Here is a 22,472-nt window from a genome sequence, read left to right as displayed (position 1 = left end):
ACTGACGGTGCGTAACTCTTGCAAGAATTTCGCGGATACGCCGAACCGCGCGTTCGTCTTTTTGCAACGGATGAGATTTGGCGCGGGAGAGCCCTCGATGATCGCTTAAGGCTCGGAGAGATGAATACGGCTCGCCGTCGAGTTCCGGTCCGCCTGGGCTGACAAAAGACAGTCGTTATCTCGCTCGACACGGCGGCTCGCGTCGTCGATCGCGTGGCGCGTGAGCATGCGCATTGCGAATGAACCGATTGGACCCGCTTATGGGCGGGCCCATATGCGTGTATGAGGCGGATGAACGCCACGGCTTCAGGTGATTCGGACGCAATGTCGATGCGCGCCATTCCGATCGACGTGATCAGGGCCTTTGTCGCAGTCGTCGAGGCGCGCGGCTTCACGCGCGCGGCCGAAGACCTGGGGCGGTCGCAGCCCACCATCAGCCTGCAGGTGAAGCGGCTCGAGGAGTTCGTCGAGGCGCCGCTATTCGAAAGGGCCGCGCGCTTCGAGCTGACGGCGGTCGGGTCCGTGTGCTTCGACTACGGCAAGCGCCTCGTCCGGCTGCATGACGAGATGCTCGACGAGGCGAGCCGCCGCAAGGCGCCCGGCGCGACGCTCAGGGTCGGCATGCCGGGCGAGTTCGCCGCCCGCCTGACGCCGCAACTCGTGGGTCTTGGCGAGATCGCCGACCGCGCGGGCTTCGAGGTCGTCACCGGCGAACCGGAAGCGTTGGCCCTCGCGTTTCGCCAGAACGCGCTGGACGTCGCCCTGCTCATCGGCGACGGGGCCGCGGAGACGGCGGTCGAGCGGTGGCGGGCGCCGCTCGGCTGGTACGCTCGCGCCGACGGCAAAGGACGGGCCAAGCCGCCAAGGCCCTTGCGGCTCGTGGTCCCTTTGCAGGGCTCCGCCCTGCACGAGGCGGCTGTCGACGCGCTGCGCGGCGCGGGGCGCCCGTTCGAGATCGTCTGCGCCAGCGCCGACTTCCCCGTCCGCAGCGCCGCCGCGTCGGCCGGCCTCGGCGTCGCGCCGATGATTGACGGCCTTGCGCCCGACGGCCTCGCGCGCTGTGCCGCCGCGGACTTACCGGCCCTGCCGCCCCTCGCCGTGTCGCTCGTCGCGCGCGGAGAGGCGCTCGCTTCGGCGGGCCGGCGCTGGGCGGCCGACGCCCTTGCGGCGTTCGAGACCGCGTGACCGGACGCGGCGACGCAATTTGTCACAATTCGTCACGCGTTCCGGAGGCCGGAACGTGGCAAGGTTGCGCCCGGTTGTAAAGACGACACCGCGCGAGGGGCGGCCATGCGAAAGCCCGCGACGTCCAAACGTTATGCCGCGGCCCGGCGGGGCGGAACCCGGGCCGATGCCGAGCGGCGCGAACTGGCGCTGCTCGAGGAATTCAACCGCAGCGATTCGGTCGCCGCGCTCGCCGGGGCGATCGCTGCGCGGCTCGGGCGAAAGGCGCGGTCCGAGGACCTGATCGCGGAGGCGGGTCTCGCCGCGGCGCGGCGCGACCGCTGACCCTGCGGAATTAACCGCGCGGCAGCGATTCGGCGCGACAACCGGCGCTGCAACCAAGGCTTCGCGCCCATGACCTCGAGCACCACGACCACAGCCGCCTATCTCGCCGTCAACCAGAACCTTGCGCGCTATCAGGCGATGACCGCCGCCGAGCCGTCGGTGAAGTCGGCGACCGACTACTACGAGGCCAACATCGGCAAGGCGACGTCGATTCAGGACTTTGTCGGCAATTATCGCCTGTTGTCATACGCCTTGAACGCCTACGGCCTCGGCGACCAGATCAATAACACCGCCTTGATCACCCAGGTGCTGGAGGGCGGCGTCACCAATTCGAAGAGCCTCGCCAACTCCCTCCCCAACTCGAACTGGAAGGCCTTCGCGACGGCGTTCAATTTCGAAGCCGAAGGCGTAGCGTCGGTCTCTTCCGCCAGCGCGGTCAAGACGACGACTGCGGACTATGTCGAGCAGCAGCTCGAGAGCGACCAGGGCGTCGACAACGTCGGCGTCCAGCTCGCCCTCTATTTCCAGCGCGTCGCGCCGACCGTGACCAGCGAATACGGCATTCTCGCCGATCCGAACCTGCTCGAGGTCGCTCAGACGATCTTCGGCCTGGCGTCGGACGCCAGCGTGAGCAGCATCGAGTCCCAGGCGCAGACGCTCTCCCAGCTGATGCCGCTCTCGGACCTTCAGAACCCGACAAAGCTGCAGCAGCTCGTCACGCGCTTTACCGCCATGTACGACCTCGACTACGGGCCGGCGTCGGGATCGACCTCGTCGCTCACGGTGACGTCCGGCAATTCGAGCTCGGAGGACTCGGGGGCTTCGTCGATCCTCTCGGGCGTCATCAGCGGCAATGGCGAGACGATCGAATCGGCGCTGAACGCCTTCACCGGCGCCTCGACCCCGACCTTCTCCACCGCCCTGTTGTCGAGCCCGCAGAAGCTGAATCTCGGCGGGTGAGGCGCGACCTGCCTCGTCGGCGTCGGTTTTGCTCCCCTTTCGTAGGGTTGGGGCGCCCCTTCCAACCCAGCCGCGCGGGCCGGCGCGACCGCGCTTTTCGGAAAGTTATCCTTTGATTTCAAATATTTAGGCCTAAATTTTGGGCGAACCTCGTGTCCGGCTTCGAGCGTTATCAATCGGTTAGCGCCAGCGGGCCTTCGGCGGTCGGGCTGGGCGCTCGCCGGAGTCCCAACGGTTCCGCGCCGGGCCGCCCGCCTCGCGATCGATGGCGAGCACGGCCGCGGCCGCAGCCATCGACAAGCGCGCGTTTCGGCGCTTCACTTCCCTTCGTGACGGCCGGAGATCCGAAGGCCGACGTCATCAGTTTGAGAGCGGGAGAGGGAACACCGCGATGGACGAGCAGCAATTCATGGCGTTCGATTTCAAGGGTACGGAGAAGAGCAAATGGCCGAGTCTCAGCTTCCCCCAGAAGCAGCGGGTCGGACCGGACCTGACCGATTTCGACATCCCGATTCTCAAGAAATTCGGCGATCCGATGGCTTGCATCGACGGGCCGCTTGCTCAGACCGACATCGACAACTTCACCTTCAGGTACTGGTTCAACTACTTCTACGAGGAGGGCGCCGAGAGCGACGAGATCAATCAGGCGCTCGTCACGGCTGCGCTCAAGCTCCTGTTCCAGCGTCAGAAGTTTCCGATTCCGCCCAAAGACCAGTTCACGGTTCCGGACAAGCTCAAGGAATATTACAAGCTGCGCGCTGCGACCGATGCCGACCGATGCGAAGCGCTCCTGAAACTGCTGAAGGCCGGTTACGTCGGCATGCGGCGCTTCATCGGTCCGCTCCAGGAAGGGCTCTCCAACCTGCCCTTCATGGAGGAGATCTTCGTCCACAACAAGCAGCAGACCCGCCTCTTCACCCGCGGCGAGGGGCAAACGGACGACTTCAAACGCGAGATCTACTGGCGCGGCGAGTCGCGCTCGCCCGAGATGCTCCTTGTCCAGGCGACAAAGCGCGCGGTGGACATTCCGTCGCTCGTCAGCAAGATGAATATGGACAAGACCTGGAATCCGTTCCACCTGCGCGAGGTGTCGGAGAACATCTGGTATCGCAAGGCGAAGAATACGGACAACGACTATTATACGGCGATCAGCGTCGCCCTGAATTTCAAGACCGCCTGCTGCTTCCCACTCTTCGACGAGAAGCGCGTCTATAATTTTGTTTCGTTCAACCCGTGGGACTGGAGCATCCCGGAGCGCACCAAGCAGTTCCTGAACCTCGGAGTCGTGGTGGTCAACGGCAAGCGCAGGCTCAACATCGTGACCAAGACGACTGTCTATCTGTCGACCAATCGCGGGGCGAAGGTGTTTACGCGCGCGACGCAGGAGAAACTGTCGAACACGGACGCTTTCCCCGAGCATGGCGTCGCCGAAATCCTTCCCGAGGATATCTACGGATATCTTGTGATTTACCGGGCCATGCATGGCCTCAACAAGGAGGCCGGGTTCACCGTCTTCATCGACAAGGCCGCGAGCTCGCGCGTCCGCCTCGCCGGCGATAAGATGCAGAAGGTGGGCGCGCCCGACAACGATCGCGACAAGGCCCAGTATGGCGAGATTCACACGCAGCTCGAGCGGGAATACCAGGCCGCGCTGGCGATGACGCCGTTCGCGGTCGCCTGGGCCGCGGGGGGCTACGCCAACATGCCAGCGCAGTTCACCGAGCTTCGCCAGAAGCCGCCGATCGACGGCATGGCGCGCGGCTTCGTGTTGAACGGCATGAAGAAGCCGAGCGACTGGGTCTGAGCCGGGCCGAGGGCTCTCCGCTCGTCAAGCCATCCGCCCGCCGAGGAGGCGGCAGCGGCGCGTCGTCGTCCGGGCCAGGAAGTCCGCGTCGTGGGAGATGATGATCCGCGCCTGCGGCAGGCGATCGAGGATCTCGATCAGGCGTTCGACATTCGGCTCGTCGAGCCCGGCGCTCGGCTCGTCGAGCAAAAGCGCCTCCGGATTCATACCCAGCACGGTGGCGAGGGCGACGAGACGGCGCTGCCCGCCGGACAGGCGGTGGGTGGCGCGATTGGCGAGCTCGACGAGCCCCAGCGCCGTGAGCGTGTCCATGGCGATCGCGCGCGCCTGTTTCGGAGAGGCGCCGAAATTGAGCGGACCGAAGGCGATGTCCTCGATCACCGTCGGGCTGAACAGCTGATCGTCCGAATCCTGAAACAGAAGACCGGCGCGCGCCCGCACTTCGAAGAACTCGGCCTCCGTCGACCGCGTCGCGCCGAAGGCTTCGATCGTGCCGCGCTGCGGTCGGACGAGGCCCATCATCAGGTGCAGCAGCGTCGTCTTGCCCGAGCCGTTCGAGCCGATCAGCGCGACGCGCTCGTTCGCGCGCAATTCGAAGTCGAGGCCGTCGAGAACCGGCCGGCCGGACCCGTAAGCGAAGCCGAGGCCGCTCAGCCGGAAAATCGGCGTCTCGCCGCCCGAAGGCGCGCGAGACGCGCGCCTTCCGATGGCATGCGGAGCCGGCTCGATCATGCCCAGGCGAGCCTGACGGCGAGGAGCAGCGCGAGGGCCGCAGCGGCGACGCCCAGGAAGGCGGCGTCGCGCCGCGTATAGGCGAATTCGGTCAGAACGGGAAACTCGCCGTCAAAGCCTCGGCAGCGCATCGCGGCGCCGATGCGCTCCGCGCGGTCGATGCTGCGCGCGAACAGCATGCCGAACAGATGCCCGAGGCTTCGCCATGTATGGACGCTGAAGCGCATGCGGAAACCGCGCACGACCATCGCCGTGCGCAGCCGCCGATATTCCCGCCCCAGCACTTCGATATAGCGAACCGTCATCAGGAGCAGTTGCGCGAGCGTGGCGGGAACGCCGAGCCGCCGCAGCGCGTGGCCGATCTCGGGAAGTTCCGACGAGCCGAGCAGCGCGAGCGCCATCAGCGCGACGGCGTTGGCCTTGAGCGCGATCTCCGCGGCGCGCGTCAGGCCCTCGACCGACGCCCCGTAACCCATGATCGAGAAAAGGTGTCGCCCCGGCGTGGTGAAGGGGAGCGTCGCGACGACCAGCGCCATGGAGCCGTCGAGCGCGGCGAGGACGCGTCCCATGCGCCGCGCGCCGAGCCCCGCAGCGAGGACCGTGCCGACCGCGATTGCGACCGCGACGACGAGAGGCAGGGGACGGTCGAGCGCCACCACCGCGGCGGCGAAGACGAAGCTCCCGATCACGCGCAGGCGCGGATCGACGCCCGCGAGCAAGGAGCGCGCGCGGGTCTCGTCGACCTCCGGCTGCAGAATGGCGTCGCGTTCGGGGCCGAATCCGCCTTGCGGGTTCGCGACCTCGAGCGCTTCGACGACGGTCGAGTCGCACATCTCATGCGCCTTTTCGCGCGGCCGCGCGCGCCGGTTCGGAACGCCGGTTCGACCGCCATGTGCCGAAGAAGTAGGCGACGCCGCAAAGGCCGAAGATATAGCCGAGCCCGCTCACCACGTCGCGCCAGCCGACCGACTCCTGAAACGCGTCCAGTTGCTCGCGCAACGGGTTGACCTCGCGCGCGACGCTTTCGCGGATCAGCCCGCGCAACGCCGCGGGGTCGACCGGGTTCGCGCAACCCGAGGCTGCCGGAGACCCTGCCGCGGTCGGCGCTTCGCCGGTCTGGGAAGCCGGCGCGACGCCCGCCGCGGCGGCGGCGCCCGCAGCGACGGCCGTCGCCGTCGGCGGATCGAGCGGCAGGATCTTGCCGTCCTCCGGCGCCGGCAGGCTGTCGGGAAGATCGCTGGCATGAAGGGTGTAGGTCGCGATGTGCGAATCGCCTCCGTCGACGGTGATCGTGTAGTCGACGCGCTGCTTGGCGACGAAATGGAACTCGCCCTGTCCGTTGACGCCGGTCTTGAGCACCTCGACGTCGCCGGGCCCGGTGATCGTCACGTCGGCGAGCTGGGCGCGGCCGCCGGGCGTGAAATAGGCGTAGCCGCTGACCAGCGGGCCCTCCGCCGTCGCGAAGGCTTTGAGCTTGTGCGCCTCGGCGGCAGCGATGAAGGCGATCGACGCCAGCGTGGCCAAGGCCAGACGCCGCAACGCCCCGATCCAGAGCGTGTTCGGCCGGGGCGGTTCGACGACCCTAGACATGCGCTTTCTCCTCGATGGATTCGCGAGCGGACGCAATGTCGTCGGGCAAACCCAGGATGTCCGGCCGCGCGCGGATGAGAACGCTGACCGCGGCGCCGCTGAACACTGCTTCGATCGCCGCGACGGGAAGATGGGCGAACACCAGAAGCTTGGCTGCGGGCAGGAACTCGCGCCCGCTCGCGGCGAGGTCGATCGCCACGAACAGCGCGGTGAGCATCACGCCGAGGCCGCCCAGAATCGTCGCCGCCACGATCGTCGTCCGCTGCCCGCGCGCGGCAAGGAGCCGGAACAGTCCGCCGCAGAAGACGGCGGGAACCGCCATGTTCATAACGTTGGTGCCGAGGGAGATGAGGCCGCCGAAGCCGAACAAGATCGCCTGCAAAAACAGGCCGACCAGCATCGCCGGAAAGGATGCCCAGCCGAGAATGATCCCGGTCACCCCGGTGAGCAGGAGATGGACGCTCGAAGGGCCGACGGTGAAATGAACCAGCGAGGCGACGAAGAACGCGGCCGACAGCACCGCGACCTGCGGAATGCGTTCCGGCGTCAGCTTGCGCAGGCCCTGCGCGGTTCCAGCAAAGGCGACGGCGGCGCCGACGATCAGCACCGGCGCCGAAAGCACGCCGTCGGGAATATGCGCCATCTCACCCTCGCCTTGGCGCGGCGGCGAAAGCCGCACTGCGCCGATCGCCACCCTCGGATCATCAAGGCTTCGCCGCGGTGGCGGCAGCTGTGGCCGGGGGATTCATGTCGACCGTATGCACCCACATGGTGCCGCCGATCTCCGTGCCGACCGTCTTGCCGTCCGGCGACTGGCGTTCCGGGCCCTCCGACAGGGCGTTGAATGCCCACCAGGCCGCCTTGGGCATCGCATAGCTGAACACGCCCTCGGCGTCCGCCTTGATCACCTGGGTGTTGAACGCGTCGGCCGGAGGCTTGACCGAGCCGTCGTTGGTCCACTCGACTTCGATGTCGGCGAACGGCAGCGGCTTGCCATTCTTCAGCACGCGGCCGCGGAACTCGTTCCCGGTCCAGAGGCCATAGGGGCGGGTCAGCGGCTCGATCTCCATGGGCAAGCCGACGAGCTTGTCCCAGCCGTCGCCGGCGCCGAAATCGACCACGACCTTGGTGAAGTGCTGGATGTAATGGTTTTCCGCCGGCTCCCAGTAGGGCGCCGGCTCGAGATAGAACACGTAGTCGGCCGGTTTTTCGACCTTGTACCGGGCCGTATAGGCGTTCTTACCGTCGAATGGCTTCACTATCAGCGACGACTTCAGATCGGTCATCTTGCCGTCGGCGAGAACGCCGAACTGGACCGGTTCGCCCATGTTCATGGTCGGGCCGCCTTCGACCGGATGGGTGAACACGATCGCGAGATCGACGGTGCGGGCCCCCTCGTCAGGAACGATGTCCGTCGACGGCAGAAGCTCCTGGAAATGCGCCTCAGCGAACGATGGGACCGCCAGAATGGCGGCGACCGCGGCAGCGCCGGCGCGCACCCAAGACCGCATCTTTCCCTCCGGCATGAGGTATGAAGCTTTCGTAATTCGTCACACGCGCGCGGTCGTGTCAACTCGGTACCCCATCCGTATGCTAACAATCTTTCGCGATTGAACGATGGGAGCGGTTATGGAGCGGGTGACGATCTCTCTCGACGAGGATCTGCTCCGGCAATTCGACAGCTATCTGGAGCGAAAGGGCTATGCCAACCGTTCCGAGGCGATCCGCGACCTTCTCAGGGAGAGTCTGGAGGCCGACCGCCTGTCGACGGACGAGGGGGCGCATGTCCTCGGGTGTCTCTCCTACGTCTTCAATCACCATCAGCGGGAACTCTCGCGGCGGCTGACCAAGGCCCAGCACGATCACCACGATCTCGTGCTCTCGACGCTTCATGTTCATCTCGATCACGAGAACTGCCTGGAGGTCGCCATTCTGGACGGCCACGCCGCCGACGTGCGCAAATTTGCCGATACGACGATCGCCGAGACGGGCGTCCGGCACGGCAATTTGCATCTGGTGCCGACCGAGCTGGTGAAGGGGACGCACCGCCACGGAGGACACTCGGCCCCCCACACGCACATTCACCCGAAGACGTAGCCCGAGATGAAATGAGGTTGCGCCGGCTGACCCTCACCCGGCGGACTTTGGCCGCCACCCTCTCCCCGGGGGAGAGGGGGACGCGCGGCCCGGATTCCCTTCCCCCTGGGGGGGAAGGCGGCCGCGTAAGCGTCCGGATGAGGGGATGCCGCGCGAATCGTCCGAAAGTCATACTGCTCGAGCCCGCTCCTTTTCATGGAAGCGGTCGGAAAGCGACCGGCTGGTCGGGCTTCTCGACGAACCGCCTCGATTTACTCGACGTGAAACCGGATCGAGGTGCTGGCCGAGAACGAGCCGCCCGGAGGGGGAGGCGGGGAAATCGACCTCACGATGGTGCGGGCGGCGGCGTCGAGCTCGGCCGAGCCCGAGGATCGGACGACCGACGCCGCCGCGACCCGGCCGCTCGGCCCGATCGTGAACGACACCCCGACGGCGCCCTGGACGCTGCGCTGGCGCGCGGACTCGGGATAGAAGCGGTGGGCCTGAATTTCGGCGACCACCAGCGCGGCGTAGCTCGCGCGCGATGCGCCCGAGTCGACCGGTTGCCCGGTCGCGGTCCCGACGTGATGGGCCTCCGACGCGCCCGGCCGCGCGGCGGCCGCTCCGCCGGTAGCGCCGTTCTCCGCCGGCGCCGGGGTTTTGTGCGGCTTCGGATGCTCGGCGGCATCCGGACGAGCCGCCTTTGGGCGCTCTGCCGGTTCGGGCCTGGTCTCAGGTTTTGGCCGCGGCGGCGTCTGAACCCGCGGCGGCGGAGGCGCGGTTTCGAACTCCCGCGCGAGCGCCCGAGGCGGCTCTTCGAGGCGCGCGGAAGCTGGCGCCGCCGCCTGGTCCTTCGCGACGGGCGGCGGCGTTTCCGCCGGAGCGACCATTTGGGGCGGCTGCGTCTCGGCGGGCGGAGGCTTCTCGATCGGAGGCAGCGGCGGCGTCTCTTCAGCCGCGACGACCGGCGGGGGCTCAGGCGGCGTCGGCTCGGGACGCGGAGCGGGCGCCTGTTCGGCGGCCGCTGGCGCAGGCGTCTCAACCGGAGGCGTCGGCTCCGGCGCCGGGGGTGTCGGCGCGGACGGCTTCGCCTCGGGGGCGGACTCGCCGCCGGGCTCCGGCGCCTGAGCGGCCGCCGTGGTGACGGGCGCCTCGTCGCCCGCCGCGATCACCGTCGCCTCGATGGTCGCGACTGCCGGGGGGGCCGGCGAACGGATCGAGGACAGCGCGATCAGCGTCGAAGCATGAGCCGCGGCGACGAGCGCCACGATCGCCGGCCGCAGCCAGCGCGGCTGCAACCGGACCGGGCGATCGGCCGGACGGACGAGCGGCGCCGGGGCGTCTCCGGCCAGTTCGCCGCTCTCCGTCTCGGCGCCGGAGCGATGCGGCGCGGCCGCCTCGCTCGCACGATCGGGAAAGTCTCGCGGTTTCTCTGGGTCGCCGAAAGGGGCGTCGTCGTCAGCCATGGCGAGCGCCTTTGCCGGCCGGCCGCCCGGCAAACGTCCTGCCCTGTGCGCGCTGCCGCGCCGAGCGTATCTGCAAGCCTCGCATGACGCCGCTGACATACAGAACGGGGCGGAAAACGCCAAACCCCTTCGGCTGCGTCCGTCCGTCGCAATTCGCGGGGCCGCGGCGACTCTTCGCCAAAAACCCGCCCGCCTTTCGTCCGCTTGTGGCCGCGCGATTTTCGTCCTAACGTCACATTGTCATCGGCGACCCGGCCGCAAGGCTGGGTCATGGGAACGCGGTGCGCGCCTGACAGGGCGCAATTCCGCGGCTGCCCCCGCAACTGTAAGCGGCGAGCCGTTCGCGCAAATGAAGCCACTGGGGCTCATGGGCCCTGGGAAGGCGCGCGAGGCGACGACCCGCAAGCCAGGAGACCGACCGATGAGTTTATCAACCAGCCGCCGTCGGTGGGACGGAAGGGGGACATATGGTTATGCTCAGACAGCCGTCCGGCTGGGCCGCCGCCGCAATTCTTCTCGCGGCTTTGCAGCCCACCCTGGCCCGCGCCCAGGACGCGACGTCACTCGGGGATATCACCGTCACCGCCGACCGCGTGGAGGAGCCGGTCAACGCCTCAGGCTCTGACGTCACGGTCATTCCCGGCTCCCGCATCCAGCAGTGGGGCGCGAACGGCGTTACCGAGGTCCTGCGCGAAGCTGTCGGCGTCACCGTCACCCAGAACGGCGGACCGAGCTCGCTGACCACCGTGACCCTGCGCGGCGCAGATGCAGGTCAGGTTCTGGTGATGCTCGACGGCGTGCCGATCGGCAACGTCGCAGGCACCGACGGCTCGCTCGACTTCGGCAACCTGAGCGCCGTCGATATCGACCGCATCGAGATCGTGCGCGGTCCGCAATCATCGCTCTATGGATCGGACGCCATGTCGGGCGTCATCAACATCATCACGAAAAAAGGCAAGAAGGGCGAGCAGCGCCGCACCGTCACGGTCGAGGGCGGGAGCTACGGCACGATCCAGGGCACGGCCTCCGTTTCAGGCTCGACGGACAACTGGATCTATTCGCTCGGCGTGACCGACATGTACACCGCCGGTTTTCCGACCTACGGCTATCGTATCGACCGGCCGCTGACCTACGGCTACGGCCTGGGGCCGCTGCCTCCGCTGCCGAACACCATGCCTTCCGACAAGGGGGCGGCCAACGGCGCCCTCACCTATACGATCGGCCCGGGTGCGAGCGTCGATATTGGGTTCAACATCTTCGGAAACACCCTGCAGCTCGCCAATCCCGCCGCCGTTATCCCCTCCGACGTCTTCTCGCCCTACAACTCGTCGACGACCTGGATCGGGAACGGCTTCATTCGGGCGAACGCCACCACCGGCATCCTGACCAACCATCTGACCGTCTTCGCCAACACGACGGATTCGTCCGAGCGCATCACCGAGCAATGCTACAACGCCGAGGCCGCTGCGTTCGACTGCACAAACTATTATCGGGGAACGCGATGGGGCGCCGAATATCAGGGTCAGCTCGCCTTCGGCCCCTACGGCTCGCTTATTGTCGGCGCGCGGAACATGCTGGAGTCGATGAACACGTCGGAATCGCTTAACCCGGGCGACGGCTCCTTCACCCCAGTCGGCGCCGAACAGACGACCAATTCCGTCTACGCCGAATACCGCCTGCCGCTCCTCTCCAGGCTCGACCTGACTTTCGGCGGACGCGTCGATGCGATCGAGGATGGCCAGACCTTCGTCACCGGACGCACGACGGCCGCTTATCACATCGACGAAACGGGCACGAAGCTGCGCGCGGCGTTCGGCAACGGCGCCAAAGCGCCGACCCTTTATCAGCGGTTCAGCCCGTACGGCGACCCGAACCTTCTCTCCGAGACCAACGTCGGCGGCGAAATCGGCATCGACCAGAAGTTGTTCCACGACCGCCTGACCCTCTCGGCGACGGCCTACAACACCTTCTACACGAACCTGATCAACTTCGGGCTCGTCTCCTCCTGCACGGCGCAGCAGGGCGTGCTGGGCGGCTGCTACTACAATGTCGGCACGGAACAGACGAGGGGCGTCGAGCTCACGGCGGACGCGAGCCTCGTGCCCGACGTGCTGCACGCGCGCGCCGGTTACACCTACACCTATGCGGAAGACACGCAGAACGACACGCTGCAATACTACGTGGCGCGCAATTCCGGCTATCTCTCGGCGGTCTATACCGGTGTGCCGAACCTCGAGATCGAACCGCGGCTGCTTCTCGTGGGACCGCGCCCGGCTTATGACTTCTACGGCAGCGCGGGAAATGTCTCTCTGGCTGGGTACGCCCGGCTCGATTGCATCGTACGATACAAGATCAACGACACCTTCACCGCCTACGTTCGCGCCGAGAACCTGACGGATACGAAGTACGAGCTCGTCTACGATTACGGAACGCCGGGCGTTTCGGTCTACGCCGGACTGACGGCGAAGTTCTAAGGCCTGAACAAGGGGAGTCGAAATGCGCCGGTTCCCGCCCTCCCGTATCGTCTGCCTGACCGAGGAGACGGTCGAGACGCTCTATCTCCTCGGCGAGCAGGATCGCATCGTCGGCGTCTCCGGCTACACAGTCCGGCCGCCCGAGGCGCGGCGCGAGAAGCCCCGGGTGTCGGCCTTCACCTCGGCCGACATGCCGAAGATCCTGGCGCTCGAGCCCGATCTCGTGCTCACGTTCTCCGATCTTCAGGCCGACATCGTCGCGGACCTGATCCGCGCCGGCGTCGCCGTGCACGCGTTCAACCAGCGCGACATCGCCGGAGTGCTTGCGATGATCCGCACGGTCGGGGCGCTGGTCGGCGCGGCCGACAGGGCGGAAGCGCGGGTGAAAGGCTACGAGGCGCGGCTCGCCGAAATGGAGGCCGCGGCGCGCGGACGGCCGCGGCCAAAAGTCTATTTCGAGGAATGGGACGATCCGCTGATCAGCGGCATCGGCTGGGTGTCGGAGCTGATCGAGGCCGCCGGCGGTGAGGACGTGTTCCCGGGGCTCCGCGTCTGCAAGTCCGCCAGGGACCGGATCGTTTCGCCGGACGCAGTGATCGCGGCGGCGCCAGACGTGATCCTCGCCTCGTGGTGCGGCAAGAAGGTTCAGCGGGAAAAGATCCGGCGGCGCGCGGGCTGGGACGCGATTCCGGCGGTGCGGAACGGAAGGATCGTCGAGATCAAGTCGGCCCTGATCCTGCAGCCCGGCCCGGCCGCGCTGACGGACGGGCTCGACGCGATCCGCGCCGCGATTGTAGCCGCATGACCCGCGGCTCCACGCCCCGTCGCCGCACTTTCCGGGTGCACGCATGATCCCAAGCCTTGTCGTGGCGGGAACTGCGTCCGGAGTCGGCAAGACCCTATGCGCGGCTGGCCTCATCGGCGCGCTCCGGCGGCGCGGCCTCGTGGTGCAGCCTTTCAAATGCGGTCCCGACTATATCGATCCGGGGTGGCACGGCTACGCGGCGGGCCGTCCCTGCCGCAATCTGGATATTTGGATGCTCGGCGAGAGGGCCATGCGCGAATCTTTCGCTCGAGGCTGCGAGGGAGCGGATGTCGCCGTCATCGAGGGCGTGATGGGTTTGTTCGACGGCGCGCGGTTCGATTCGTGCGCGCACTCGACCGCCGACATCGCCGCAAAGCTTGGCGTCCCCGTGTTGCTGGTCGTCGATATCGCCGCCGCCGGGCGTAGCGCGGCCGCGACCGCGCTGGGCTTCGCGCGCTTCGATCCGGCGCTGCCGGTCGCGGCCGTCGCGCTCAATCGCGCCGGTTCCGAGGGCCATGCGCGCGGCTGCGCCGAGGCGATCGCCGAGGTCTCCGGTTTGCAGACGCTCGGCTGGCTCGCGAGTTCGCCCGCGCTTGCGCTCCCCGAGCGCCATCTTGGCTTGCAGCTTGCCGCCGAGACCGATCGGCGCGACGCGGTGCTTAGCGCGGCGGCCGATGCGGTCGCCGAAAGATTCGATCTCGACGCCGTTCTGCGTCTCGCCGGCTCCGCGCGGCCGGTGGAGGGAGTTGAGCGCCGGGAACGCACGCCGCCGCCGGCGGATGCGCCTGTGCTCGCGATCGCGCGCGACGCCGCCTTTTCCTTCTACTACGAGGACGATCTCGATCTGCTTGTCGCGGAAGGCGTTCGGCTCGCCCCGTTCAGTCCGGTCGCGGGCGATCCCGTGCCGGAAGGCGCGTCGGGCGTCTATCTCGGGGGCGGCTACCCGGAGCTGTACGCGAGCCAGCTCGCCGCCAATGCGGGTCTTTGGCGGGGCGTCCGCGCCCTGCACGCGCGAGGTGCGCCGATCCTTGCCGAATGCGGAGGCTTCATGGCGCTGACCGAGGCGCTCATCGACGGCGCCGGCGTTCGCCATACGATGGCGGGCCTCGTTCCTGGCGTCGCGCGCATGACCCCAAACCTGGCGGCGCTCGGCTATCGCGAGGCGACCGCCGTCTGCGATTCGCCCTTGGCGCCCGCCGGAGCGACGCTGCGGGGCCACGAATTCCATTTCAGCGTCTGGGATATCGCCGAGCCGCCGTCGCCGGCCTGGCGGGTCGAGGGCCCATACATGCCCGAGCCTGCGGCGATGGGCCACGCCGAGCGCGGCCTGCTTGCGAGCTATCTGCACATCCCGCTCGCGCAGCGTCCGGCGCTTGCCCGGCGCCTCGCCGCCGCACTCAGCGCCGCCTGTGGCGCTGGCTGACCGGCATGACGCCGTATTCGCCGCGCCGCAGAGACGAGCGCAGCCCGCATCATTGGCCGAGCGGCGCGGGGAATTCGCGATCCCAGAACTCGACGCCTTCGCGGGTGGCCGCGTAGGCGGCGGCGCCGAGCGCTTCGCCGACCGCCGTGTGCAGCCCGGCGCATGAGGCCGGCTCGCCCGCCGCAGGGCAGGCCACGACGATGCAATCGGTGCCGGTGCCGGTGATGGCAGGCCCCGGGATTTTTGCGCGCGCGTCGAGGATCGCGGCGGTGCGCGCCTCGGCGACGATCGAAATCGCCTCGACGAGCGCGCCGTCGGCCAGCGGACGGGAGACGTGGACAAGTGTGTTGATCGTGCCCGCGGCGGCGCGCAGCGGACGGCGCGAACCGATGCGCTCGCCGTTCGCCAGGCCGACCGTCGTCAAGCAGACCGTGGCGACGTCTTCGACGCCATGGCGGGCGAGATGATGGCGGCGGATGTCGCGCGCGGTCATGAAGGCAAGCGCGTCTGGCAGCCCGATTTCCGCGAGCTTCGCCCTGAGCAGGGCGGCCGGATCGACGTCCGGCGGCAGATCGCGACCTCGGATCTCCAGCCAGACGACGTCGCGGATCGTCGCAAAGCCCGGATGCAGCAAGCTCCAGCCGAGCGTGCGCTGGGGCGCGAAGAAGCGCGCCGTCAGAAGCGGCGGCGCGCAGTGGATTGAGAACGGCGCAGCACGCGCATCCGCCTCATGCATGCCGCGTCCCGGACCCCTCTCAGCCTCGCTTCGCGCGAGGACCATCCTTGTGAGAGGGGTAGGCGTGCGGCTAGCTTGTGTCAACGCAAGGGGTAAGCCCGGGAAACGCCGATGGACGCCGACAAGTTACGCTACAAAAATGAGATGATCCGGCGCAAGGCGTTGCAGGACGCAGCCGTAGCGGCTCGGCCGATCGCCGAAAAAGGCCTGCTCATCGTCAACACAGGACCCGGCAAAGGCAAATCGACGGCGGCGTTCGGGCTCATGATCCGCGCCCTGGGCCACGGCTGGAAGGTCGGCGTGGTCCAGTTCATTAAGGGAACCTGGGACACCGGCGAGAAGCGCGCCTTCGCCCGCTTCGACGACCTCATGACCTGGCGCGTGATGGGCGAGGGCTTCACCTGGGAAACGCAGGATCGCGAGCGCGACTCCGCCGCCGCGCGCGCGGGCTGGGAGGCCGCGCTCGAACTGATGGCCGATCCCGAAATGCGGCTCATCGTGCTCGACGAGCTCAACGTCGCGCTGCGCCACGAGCAATTGCCGATTGACGAGGTGGTCGCGGCGCTGAAGGGCCGCCGACCGTCGCTGCATGTCGTCGTGACCGGGCGCAACGCGAAGCCGGAGCTCATCGAAGTCGCCGATCTCGTCACCGAGATGAGCGAAATCAAGCATCCTTTCGCCGCCGGGGTGAAAGCGCAGGCCGGAATCGAGTTCTAACCCTTGTTGGCGAACGCTCAGAGCGCAACGAGGGCCGCCAGCGCGGCCGCAAAACCCGCGAACTGGATCGCGCAGGCGCGCCGGTAGAGCGCGAGCGCGGCGCGGATGTCGGCGGAGGTCGCCTCGCGCCGTCCTTCGCCCATGAAGGCGTCTTCGACTAGCACGCCGCCATAGACGCGCGGGCCGGCGAGTTGGAGCCCGAGCGCGCCGGCCATCGCCGCCTCGGGCCATCCGGCGTTCGGCGAGCGGTGGCGGCGCGCGTCGCGCGACACGCATCGCCACGCTGTGCGCGCCTTGCCGCGCGTCGCTGCTGCGAAAACAAGCCAGAGCGCGGCGAGACGCGAGGCCGGCAGGTTGACGAGATCGTCGAAACGCGCCGCCGCCCGGCCGAAATCGAGATAGCGCGCGTTCTTGTGGCCGATCATCGAATCGGCGGTGTTGGCCGCCTTGTAGGCGACGCCGCCCGGCAGGCCGGCGACGGCGAGCCAGAACGCGGGAGCGACGACGCCGTCGGAAAAGTTCTCCGCGAGACTCTCGATCGCCGCGCGTGCGACCCCCGCTTCGTCGAGCGCGCTCGTATCGCGCCCGACAATGCGCGAAACCGCGAGCCGCCCGGCTTCGACGCCGCCGCTCTCCAGCGCCTCGGCGACGCTCATGACATGGGCGTAAAGACTGCGCTGCGCCGGCAGCGAGGCGGCGAGCGCCGCGAGCGCGGCCATTCCCAGGCCGCTCTGGGCCAACAAGGCTTGCAACAGCGCGGCCGGCGCGATGGAGACCGCGAGCAGCCCGACCAGCGCAGCGAGGCCGCCGAGACGGCGACGCAGCGGCGAACCGAAATTCAGGCGCCGATCGCACGCCTCGATGGCCCGGCCTTGCCATGTGACCGGATGGCCTATCGCCTGGAACAGGACATCGGGATATCCAGCGACCGACTCGATGGCGAGCGCCGCCGCCGCGAGCGCGAGGTTTTGGACGGGACCGTAGGGCGAGAGGATTGGCATGTGACGATGGGTCCTCTACGCGAAAGTCGGCGGGCGGCGATCGAGCGCCTATTCCAACACGGAGGCGATATCAAAGCGGCGACCGTGGCCTATCCGGATGCGCCTCGGCCTTGGATCGATCTTTCGACCGGGCTCAATCCGGTCGCCTATCCCGTTCCCGAGTTGCCCCGGGAGCTCTGGGCGCGCCTTCCGGAGACCGCGGCGCTCGACGCCTTGCGGGCGGCGGCGGGGCTCTTCTATGGCGTCGAGCCGGAATGCGTCGCGGCGGGCGCGGGATCGCAGGCTGTTTTGCAGGTCCTGCCGCGCCTTTTTCCGGCGCCGCGCGTGTCGATTCTCGGCCCGACCTATGGCGAGCACGAGCGGGTCTGGAAGACTTCCGGCGCCGACACCGAGACGGTCGGGGACCTCGACGCCGCGACCGCCCCGCAAGTCGTCGTCGTCAATCCCAACAACCCCGACGGCCGGATGTTTGCGCGGCTGCGAATGGCCGACACGGCACGGCGGCTTGCGGACGAGGGACGACGGCTGATCGTCGACGAAGCGTTCATGGACTTTGAAAGCGAGTCGGTCGCGGGTGACCGGCTGGCGGCGACGATCGTGCTGAGGTCGTTCGGCAAGGCCTTTGGACTGAGCGGGCTGCGGCTCGGCTTCGCCGTCGCGCCGCCAGCGATCGCCGCGCGGATCCGCGAGGCGCTGGGGCCATGGCCGGTGTCCGGACCGGCAATCGCCGTCGGGATGCTGGCGCTTGCGGATCGGAACTGGCTCGACGCCGCCCGCCGGCGGCTGGAACGCGACGCCGCCTGGCTTGACGACGCCCTAACGCGCGTCGGCTTCGCGCTCGTCGGACAAACGCGGCTGTTCCGCCTTGCGCGCCATCCCGGCGCTGCAAAAACGTTCGAGCGTCTTTGCGCGCAGGGCGTCCTGGCGCGACCGTTCGCCTGGGATCCGAACCTCCTACGGTTCGGAATTCCGACCGTGGACCAGCGCCCCCGACTGCGCGAGGCGTTGATGGCGGCGCGCTGAACTTGCCGGAGAGACCGGAGGGGCAAGATGGCTGGGTTGATGTTGCAGGGAACCGGGTCGGACGTCGGCAAGTCCACCCTTGTCGCTGGCCTGTGCCGGGCGCTCGTCAATCGGGGCTTGAGCGTGCGCCCGTTCAAGCCCCAAAACATGTCAAACAACGCCGCCGTGACCGCCGATGGGGGCGAGATCGGACGCGCGCAGGCGCTGCAAGCCATCGCGGCGCGGGTCGAGCCGCATACCCTTATGAACCCGGTGCTGCTCAAACCCCAGGCGGATTGCGCCGCGCAACTCGTCGTGCATGGACGCGTGCGCGGGACCCTCGGCGCCGGCAATTTCGGCGAGACTCGGCAGAGCCTGCTTCCTGAAGTGATGGAGAGCTATCGCCGGCTGGAAGCCGAATGCGATCTCGTCGTCATCGAGGGCGCGGGATCGCCGGCGGAGATCAACCTGCGCGCCGGCGACATCGCCAACATGGGCTTTGCGCGCGCAGCGCAGGTTCCCGTCATGCTCATCGGCGACATCGACCGCGGCGGCGTCATCGCGGCGATCGTCGGCACGCGCGCCGTGCTGGATCCGGATGACGCCGCCATGATCCGCGGTTTTCTCATCAACAAGTTCCGCGGCGATCCGGCGTTGTTCGCCGACGGCTACGCGGCGATCGAAAAGCTGTCGGGCTGGCGCGGGTTCGGGATCCTGCCATGGCTCGCCGCCGCGAAGCGGCTCCCGAGCGAGGACGCCGTGGTGCTGGAGCAGGGCCGCAGGCTCGCGCCGACGCGCAAGGTCGTCGCCTGCCCGATTCTTCCGCGCATCGCCAATTTCGACGATCTCGATCCGCTGAAGCTCGAACCGGAGGTCGAAGTCGCTTTCGTTCCGCCTGGAGCGGCGATCCCAGCCGAAGCCGTGCTCGTGGTCTTGCCCGGCGCCAAGGCGACGATCGCCGACATGGCCGCCCTGCGGGAGTTCGGATGGGACATCGACATTCTCGCCCATCGCCGTCGCGGCGGCGCGATCCTCGGCATCTGTAGCGGTTATCAGATGCTGGGCCGCCGCATCGCCGACCCGCTCGGGATCGAGGGGGAGGCTGCGGCCGTGGCGGGGTTGGGCCTCCTCGACGTCGAGACCGATCTCACTCCGCGCAAGGCCTTGTGTCGCGTCCGCGGCCAGGCGCTCGGGGCGGCGTTCTCGGGCTATGAAATGCATATGGGCGTCACGAAAGGCGCCGACGCCGCGCGTCCTTTCGCGCGTCTTGAAAACGGCGCCGTTGACGGCGCGGTCAGTGCTGACGGCCGCGTGATCGGAACCTACTGCCATGGATTGCTCGGATCGACCGAATTGCGGGCCGCGCTGCTCGCCCGCCTCGGCGTGGCGAGCCGTGGCGAAGACTACGACGCCGGCGTCGACGCCGCGCTCGATGAGACCGCTGCCGAGATCGAGCGCTTCCTGGATGTCGACGGCCTCATCGCGCTCACGGGCTTAAGACCCGCGCTGGGCCGGACAGGCGCGTGATCGCTGGCGAGCCCCCTCGGTTGTCGCAAGGCAAACGCGCCGTCACGGATGGCGGCGCGCAATGCACGGAATGAAGGCGGCGCGCTGTTGCGGCGCCGTCCCGCGTTCAGGCGTGCCGGAGGGCGTGAGCCTTCGAGGCTTCGCGGGCGGAGCGCAATCCGAGCGCGCGCATGGCGAGGAAGGCGCAGAAGGCCGCCGCGTTGATCAGGACAATGCGTCCCACGCTCGCGACGGTGAAATCGGAGACGTCGGTCCGAGTGGCGAGGCAGGCGGCGTACACGGCGCCCTCATAGACGACGAAAGCGGCGACGAACGCAAGGCCGATCGCAACTGCGCCGTGGGCGCGCGCGAGGACCGCGCCCGCCGCGGCGAGCGACAAAAGGGCGATGACGCCGAGCCCGGCGCCCCAGGCGAGCGTGCTCATGTCGGTCGGATAGCCGAGGCAGGCGAAGCCGACGATCTGGTTTGCGAGCCAGACCCCGAGGATCGCGCCGACCGCGGCGACGGGGCTGAACAGCAACGCCGCTATCGCCGCGAAGGCGGCAAGCGGCAAGGCGCAGGCGAAGCCCAGCGTGAGGGCGACGCTGGCCGCGACCATGAGCGCGGCGAGGACGGCTGTGCGGCTGCGCCCGGTCAGATTGGCAAGAGCATTCATCATCGATCTCCCGAGTTAATTGGATATGGGGCCGCCGGCGCGTCCGCGGCCGCTTGCTCAGCCCAGCGATCTTGCGGGGAAACGGGAAGAAAGCCAGGCTTGGCGGCTTGTCGCGATCCGGCGCCTTCGCCCAGGCGGGCGATCCTGTCCTTGGTGAAATGCCCCATCCCGCCCTCCTGCCGTCCCACCGACGGCCTTGGGTCACGCGCGTCGCCGGCCGGTCTCCTGGCTCGCGACCCCCGCCTCTTCCGCCTTCCCAGACGCTTTGCGCCCAGTGGCCTCATGGAAAAGGCAAGTCGCCTACAGTTGCGGGGGCAGCTGCGGCTTCGGATCGCTCCTGACCGCATTCCCGTTTGCCCCGGATCGACCCGGGGCGCCGATGACGACGACTTGAGTAGCGCCGATTTGCGGGCGTGGCAAGGATCGGCTCAGGATTGGCTCAGGCCGCGCCGGCCGGCCGGTCGCGCAGCCTCGCGGCGAGCCACTCCAGTTGGCCGTCGTGGACGCCGATCTCGGCCAGGTGGTCCTGGGTCTCGGTGACGTAAGACGCGTTGTCGCCCGACTGGCCTCGACCGGCGCGGACGATCGCAAGCATCGTCTCCCGGTCGAGGCGGCCGGCGTATTGCCCGTGCAGACGGTCGGCGACATAGGTCAGCGCGTCCACCCGCTCGCCGCTCTCAAGCGTCACTGCGACCGTTCGCTCGACGTAGACCGAGGTGACCTGTTCGCGGTCGTGCAGATACCGGATGGTCGGCTCGCGCAGCGCTGCGGCGACACGGAAGGCCACGCCCGCGCACGCGCCGCCGCGGTCGAGACCGAGCACCAGCCCCGGCCTGTCGGGCGTGCCGCGATAGACGTGCGAATAGATGCACAGGCTGCGTCGCCATCCGCGCACCGTCGCCTTGCAGCGGAAAGCGTAGACGAACCCCGGCCGCCACATCAGCGAGCCATAGCCGAACACCCAGAAGTCGCCGTGCGCGCTCTCGGGCGCGGACCGCGCGCCGACAGACGCGCGGCCGGCCGGAACGGAGCCGCCGTCCAGGTCGGCGGCCGCGGCTTCAGGATGCGCGCGAGCGCGCGGCGCCGGCGGGGTCAAGGGCTTCATCTCCGCGGCGATTGCTGCATCATCCGCAGCCGATGCGCAACCGACGCCTCTCGCGCCCCGACGTCAGGCCGCGAACGCTCGCGCGGCTGCGTAACCGAGCGCGGCGGCGAGGGCCGAAAGCGCAGTTCCCCAGGCGAGATCGGCGAGCGTCAGCGTCGTCGTCCAGTTGCGCAGGGTCGCCTGGTTGGTGAGGTCGTAGGTCGCATAGGCGAAAAAGCCCATGAGCGCCCCGTTTCCCGCGGCGAGCCGCAGCGAGCTCGCATCCAGTCCCGGCCGGACCGCAAGGATCACCAGTCCCGCTGCAAAAAGGAGGTAGAACGCCACGGCCGGGGCCGGCTCAAACCCGTCGATGAGAATGTCCTTGAGGACCGGCCGATAGAGCCGCTCTCCGGCAAACGACAGCCAGACGAAATCGATTCCAGCGAAAGCGAGCAGCGTCGCGCAATAGGCGATGGCGACGGATTTCATGATGTGTTCCCCCGCAACCTGATCATGGGCTGAGCCCCATGGCCCAGAGTCGATGCGCGTCCAAATGTCCCGCGAGCAACCCGGCGCCCCCGAGGGGAGATACGCGGGGGCGCGCTCGACCGTTTACTCGACGCTTCCCGAATTTCCGGCGGCCTCGGGCTTTGGTCGCCGGGCGCGGACGAAAACCGAATGGCGTCGGCTTCCGTATAGGGGAAGGAGGCTGACGTCATGCCGATCTTGGCCGATAAGCCGGGCGAACCGAGAACGGCGGCCTGCGAGTCGGCACGGCTCGGAATCCAGGTTAACCCGACTTCACCAACTCGCGCTGATTTTTGCGATTTTCGGGGTGTGCGAGCGCGCCAAGTAACTGATTTTATTGGGCTGAGTGTCCGAGAATCCGTTGTAGTGCCGACCAAGGCCCT

The 22,472-nt window shown here is 68.1% G+C and carries 23 protein-coding genes and 2 riboswitches; of the genes, 12 read left to right on the top strand and 11 right to left on the bottom strand.

Going from position 1 to position 22,472, the window contains the following annotated elements; translation table 11 throughout:
* The first annotated feature begins 330 nt into the window (after window positions 1–330).
* The 4 genes from ACLP25_RS10440 (at window position 331) to ACLP25_RS10425 (ending at window position 4,273) form a co-directional block, all read left to right on the top strand.
* Window positions 331–1,185, top strand: a complete 855-nt coding sequence (locus tag ACLP25_RS10440) for a LysR family transcriptional regulator (RefSeq protein WP_442469126.1) — start codon at window positions 331–333, stop codon at window positions 1,183–1,185.
* Window positions 1,186–1,290: 105 nt separating this feature from the next.
* The gene (locus tag ACLP25_RS10435; protein WP_442469125.1) at window positions 1,291–1,509 is read left to right on the top strand and encodes a hypothetical protein; all 219 of its coding nucleotides are present in this window, start codon (window positions 1,291–1,293) and stop codon (window positions 1,507–1,509) included.
* 69 nt (window positions 1,510–1,578) lie between these two features.
* Complete coding sequence (locus tag ACLP25_RS10430) at window positions 1,579–2,469, top strand: DUF1217 domain-containing protein (protein ID WP_442469124.1); 891 nt, start codon at window positions 1,579–1,581, stop codon at window positions 2,467–2,469.
* A 391-nt stretch (window positions 2,470–2,860) separates the two neighbouring features.
* Window positions 2,861–4,273, top strand: coding sequence for a hypothetical protein (locus ACLP25_RS10425; RefSeq protein WP_442469123.1), 1,413 nt, complete (start codon window positions 2,861–2,863; stop codon window positions 4,271–4,273).
* Window positions 4,274–4,297: 24 nt separating this feature from the next.
* Here the strand turns inward: ACLP25_RS10425 and ACLP25_RS10420 are convergent, their stop codons facing one another.
* The 5 genes from ACLP25_RS10420 to ACLP25_RS10400 form a co-directional block, all read right to left on the bottom strand.
* The gene (locus ACLP25_RS10420; protein WP_442469122.1) at window positions 4,298–5,005 is read right to left on the bottom strand and encodes an energy-coupling factor ABC transporter ATP-binding protein; all 708 of its coding nucleotides are present in this window, start codon (window positions 5,003–5,005) and stop codon (window positions 4,298–4,300) included.
* Entirely contained in the window at window positions 5,002–5,838 is an 837-nt protein-coding gene (gene cbiQ, locus ACLP25_RS10415) for a cobalt ECF transporter T component CbiQ (RefSeq protein WP_442469121.1), read from the bottom strand. Before cbiQ ends, ACLP25_RS10420 begins: the two co-directional genes overlap by 4 nt.
* A gap of 1 nt (window position 5,839) precedes the next feature.
* Complete coding sequence (locus ACLP25_RS10410) at window positions 5,840–6,595, bottom strand: carboxypeptidase regulatory-like domain-containing protein (RefSeq protein WP_442469120.1); 756 nt, start codon at window positions 6,593–6,595, stop codon at window positions 5,840–5,842.
* Window positions 6,588–7,238 (bottom strand): cobalt transporter CbiM, encoded by a 651-nt coding sequence (gene cbiM, locus ACLP25_RS10405; protein ID WP_442469119.1) that lies wholly within the window; start codon window positions 7,236–7,238, stop codon window positions 6,588–6,590. The genes ACLP25_RS10410 and cbiM overlap by 8 nt, the downstream gene beginning before the upstream one ends.
* Before the next feature lie 61 nt (window positions 7,239–7,299).
* Window positions 7,300–8,106 carry a DUF4198 domain-containing protein gene (locus ACLP25_RS10400; protein ID WP_442469118.1) on the bottom strand — a complete coding sequence of 269 codons (807 nt, stop codon included), beginning with the start codon at window positions 8,104–8,106 and terminating at the stop codon, window positions 7,300–7,302.
* A 106-nt stretch (window positions 8,107–8,212) separates the two neighbouring features.
* Here ACLP25_RS10400 and nikR point away from each other — a divergent pair, with 106 nt between their 5' ends.
* Window positions 8,213–8,692: a nickel-responsive transcriptional regulator NikR gene (gene nikR / locus ACLP25_RS10395; protein ID WP_442469117.1), complete on the top strand. Its 480-nt coding sequence runs from the start codon at window positions 8,213–8,215 to the stop codon at window positions 8,690–8,692.
* 251 nt (window positions 8,693–8,943) lie between these two features.
* On the opposite strand, the gene ACLP25_RS10390 is transcribed toward nikR, so the two are convergent.
* Window positions 8,944–10,137, bottom strand: coding sequence for an energy transducer TonB (locus tag ACLP25_RS10390; RefSeq protein ID WP_442469116.1), 1,194 nt, complete (start codon window positions 10,135–10,137; stop codon window positions 8,944–8,946).
* A 227-nt stretch (window positions 10,138–10,364) separates the two neighbouring features.
* Window positions 10,365–10,574: riboswitch (cobalamin riboswitch) on the top strand.
* Between the two features lie 30 nt (window positions 10,575–10,604).
* Between ACLP25_RS10390 and ACLP25_RS10385 the strand changes: the two genes are divergently transcribed.
* Genes ACLP25_RS10385 through ACLP25_RS10375 form a run of 3 tightly spaced genes read left to right on the top strand, consistent with a single transcriptional unit; the run spans window position 10,605 to window position 14,839 of the window.
* Complete coding sequence (locus ACLP25_RS10385; protein WP_442469115.1) at window positions 10,605–12,611, top strand: TonB-dependent receptor plug domain-containing protein; 2,007 nt, start codon at window positions 10,605–10,607, stop codon at window positions 12,609–12,611.
* A gap of 22 nt (window positions 12,612–12,633) precedes the next feature.
* On the top strand, window positions 12,634–13,416 hold the full coding sequence (locus tag ACLP25_RS10380) for a cobalamin-binding protein (RefSeq protein ID WP_442469114.1): 783 nt from the start codon (window positions 12,634–12,636) through the stop codon (window positions 13,414–13,416).
* A 43-nt stretch (window positions 13,417–13,459) separates the two neighbouring features.
* Window positions 13,460–14,839 (top strand): cobyrinate a,c-diamide synthase, encoded by a 1,380-nt coding sequence (locus tag ACLP25_RS10375; RefSeq protein WP_442469113.1) that lies wholly within the window; start codon window positions 13,460–13,462, stop codon window positions 14,837–14,839.
* 49 nt (window positions 14,840–14,888) lie between these two features.
* Here ACLP25_RS10375 and ACLP25_RS10370 read toward each other — a convergent pair whose 3' ends face one another.
* Window positions 14,889–15,575 (bottom strand): adenosylcobinamide amidohydrolase, encoded by a 687-nt coding sequence (locus tag ACLP25_RS10370; protein ID WP_442469112.1) that lies wholly within the window; start codon window positions 15,573–15,575, stop codon window positions 14,889–14,891.
* A gap of 111 nt (window positions 15,576–15,686) precedes the next feature.
* Here ACLP25_RS10370 and cobO point away from each other — a divergent pair, with 111 nt between their 5' ends.
* Window positions 15,687–16,292, top strand: a complete 606-nt coding sequence (gene cobO / locus ACLP25_RS10365) for a cob(I)yrinic acid a,c-diamide adenosyltransferase (RefSeq protein WP_442469111.1) — start codon at window positions 15,687–15,689, stop codon at window positions 16,290–16,292.
* A 17-nt stretch (window positions 16,293–16,309) separates the two neighbouring features.
* Here cobO and cbiB read toward each other — a convergent pair whose 3' ends face one another.
* Window positions 16,310–17,293: an adenosylcobinamide-phosphate synthase CbiB gene (gene cbiB / locus ACLP25_RS10360; RefSeq protein WP_442469110.1), complete on the bottom strand. Its 984-nt coding sequence runs from the start codon at window positions 17,291–17,293 to the stop codon at window positions 16,310–16,312.
* 6 nt (window positions 17,294–17,299) lie between these two features.
* Here cbiB and cobD point away from each other — a divergent pair, with 6 nt between their 5' ends.
* Window positions 17,300–18,316 (top strand): threonine-phosphate decarboxylase CobD, encoded by a 1,017-nt coding sequence (cobD, locus tag ACLP25_RS10355; protein ID WP_442469128.1) that lies wholly within the window; start codon window positions 17,300–17,302, stop codon window positions 18,314–18,316.
* Window positions 18,317–18,343: 27 nt separating this feature from the next.
* The gene (locus tag ACLP25_RS10350; RefSeq protein ID WP_442469109.1) at window positions 18,344–19,822 is read left to right on the top strand and encodes a cobyric acid synthase; all 1,479 of its coding nucleotides are present in this window, start codon (window positions 18,344–18,346) and stop codon (window positions 19,820–19,822) included.
* A gap of 106 nt (window positions 19,823–19,928) precedes the next feature.
* On the opposite strand, the gene ACLP25_RS10345 is transcribed toward ACLP25_RS10350, so the two are convergent.
* The 3 genes from ACLP25_RS10345 to ACLP25_RS10335 form a co-directional block, all read right to left on the bottom strand.
* Entirely contained in the window at window positions 19,929–20,480 is a 552-nt protein-coding gene (locus ACLP25_RS10345; RefSeq protein WP_442469108.1) for a hypothetical protein, read from the bottom strand.
* Window positions 20,481–20,675: 195 nt separating this feature from the next.
* Window positions 20,676–20,873, bottom strand: a riboswitch (cobalamin riboswitch).
* Window positions 20,874–20,916: 43 nt separating this feature from the next.
* Entirely contained in the window at window positions 20,917–21,438 is a 522-nt protein-coding gene (locus ACLP25_RS10340; protein ID WP_442469127.1) for a gamma-glutamylcyclotransferase, read from the bottom strand.
* A gap of 207 nt (window positions 21,439–21,645) precedes the next feature.
* Window positions 21,646–22,050, bottom strand: a complete 405-nt coding sequence (locus ACLP25_RS10335) for a DUF2177 family protein (RefSeq protein ID WP_442469107.1) — start codon at window positions 22,048–22,050, stop codon at window positions 21,646–21,648.
* A gap of 228 nt (window positions 22,051–22,278) precedes the next feature.
* Here ACLP25_RS10335 and ACLP25_RS10330 point away from each other — a divergent pair.
* Window positions 22,279–22,472: hypothetical protein (locus ACLP25_RS10330; protein WP_442469106.1), on the top strand; the 194-nt coding region annotated here is incomplete at its 3' end.

Source organism: Roseiarcus sp. (assembly GCF_052145395.1).
Lineage (GTDB): Bacteria > Pseudomonadota > Alphaproteobacteria > Rhizobiales > Beijerinckiaceae > Roseiarcus.
The sequence above is the reverse complement of the archived record's forward strand: the minus strand, read 5'-3'. Positions and strand labels throughout refer to the sequence as shown.

Bases quoted from the DNA above. Each gene is read 5' to 3' on its own strand.
- cbiQ (WP_442469121.1), bottom strand. From the start codon at position 5,838: ATGTGCGACTCGACCGTCGTCGAAGCGCTCGAGGTCGCGAACCCGCAA.
- ACLP25_RS10390 (WP_442469116.1), bottom strand. From the start codon at position 10,137: ATGGCTGACGACGACGCCCCTTTCGGCGACCCAGAGAAACCGCGAGAC.
- ACLP25_RS10425 (WP_442469123.1), top strand. From the start codon at position 2,861: ATGGACGAGCAGCAATTCATGGCGTTCGATTTCAAGGGTACGGAGAAG.
- cobO (WP_442469111.1), top strand. From the start codon at position 15,687: ATGGACGCCGACAAGTTACGCTACAAAAATGAGATGATCCGGCGCAAG.
- ACLP25_RS10440 (WP_442469126.1), top strand. From the start codon at position 331: ATGCGCGCCATTCCGATCGACGTGATCAGGGCCTTTGTCGCAGTCGTC.
- ACLP25_RS10350 (WP_442469109.1), top strand. From the start codon at position 18,344: ATGGCTGGGTTGATGTTGCAGGGAACCGGGTCGGACGTCGGCAAGTCC.
- ACLP25_RS10400 (WP_442469118.1), bottom strand. From the start codon at position 8,106: ATGCGGTCTTGGGTGCGCGCCGGCGCTGCCGCGGTCGCCGCCATTCTG.
- nikR (WP_442469117.1), top strand. From the start codon at position 8,213: ATGGGAGCGGTTATGGAGCGGGTGACGATCTCTCTCGACGAGGATCTG.
- ACLP25_RS10380 (WP_442469114.1), top strand. From the start codon at position 12,634: ATGCGCCGGTTCCCGCCCTCCCGTATCGTCTGCCTGACCGAGGAGACG.
- ACLP25_RS10430 (WP_442469124.1), top strand. From the start codon at position 1,579: ATGACCTCGAGCACCACGACCACAGCCGCCTATCTCGCCGTCAACCAG.
- ACLP25_RS10345 (WP_442469108.1), bottom strand. From the start codon at position 20,480: ATGATGAATGCTCTTGCCAATCTGACCGGGCGCAGCCGCACAGCCGTC.
- ACLP25_RS10370 (WP_442469112.1), bottom strand. From the start codon at position 15,575: ATGCATGAGGCGGATGCGCGTGCTGCGCCGTTCTCAATCCACTGCGCG.
- ACLP25_RS10375 (WP_442469113.1), top strand. From the start codon at position 13,460: ATGATCCCAAGCCTTGTCGTGGCGGGAACTGCGTCCGGAGTCGGCAAG.
- ACLP25_RS10385 (WP_442469115.1), top strand. From the start codon at position 10,605: ATGGTTATGCTCAGACAGCCGTCCGGCTGGGCCGCCGCCGCAATTCTT.
- cobD (WP_442469128.1), top strand. From the start codon at position 17,300: ATGGGTCCTCTACGCGAAAGTCGGCGGGCGGCGATCGAGCGCCTATTC.
- ACLP25_RS10435 (WP_442469125.1), top strand. From the start codon at position 1,291: ATGCGAAAGCCCGCGACGTCCAAACGTTATGCCGCGGCCCGGCGGGGC.
- ACLP25_RS10410 (WP_442469120.1), bottom strand. From the start codon at position 6,595: ATGTCTAGGGTCGTCGAACCGCCCCGGCCGAACACGCTCTGGATCGGG.
- ACLP25_RS10335 (WP_442469107.1), bottom strand. From the start codon at position 22,050: ATGAAATCCGTCGCCATCGCCTATTGCGCGACGCTGCTCGCTTTCGCT.
- ACLP25_RS10420 (WP_442469122.1), bottom strand. From the start codon at position 5,005: ATGATCGAGCCGGCTCCGCATGCCATCGGAAGGCGCGCGTCTCGCGCG.
- cbiB (WP_442469110.1), bottom strand. From the start codon at position 17,293: ATGCCAATCCTCTCGCCCTACGGTCCCGTCCAAAACCTCGCGCTCGCG.
- cbiM (WP_442469119.1), bottom strand. From the start codon at position 7,238: ATGGCGCATATTCCCGACGGCGTGCTTTCGGCGCCGGTGCTGATCGTC.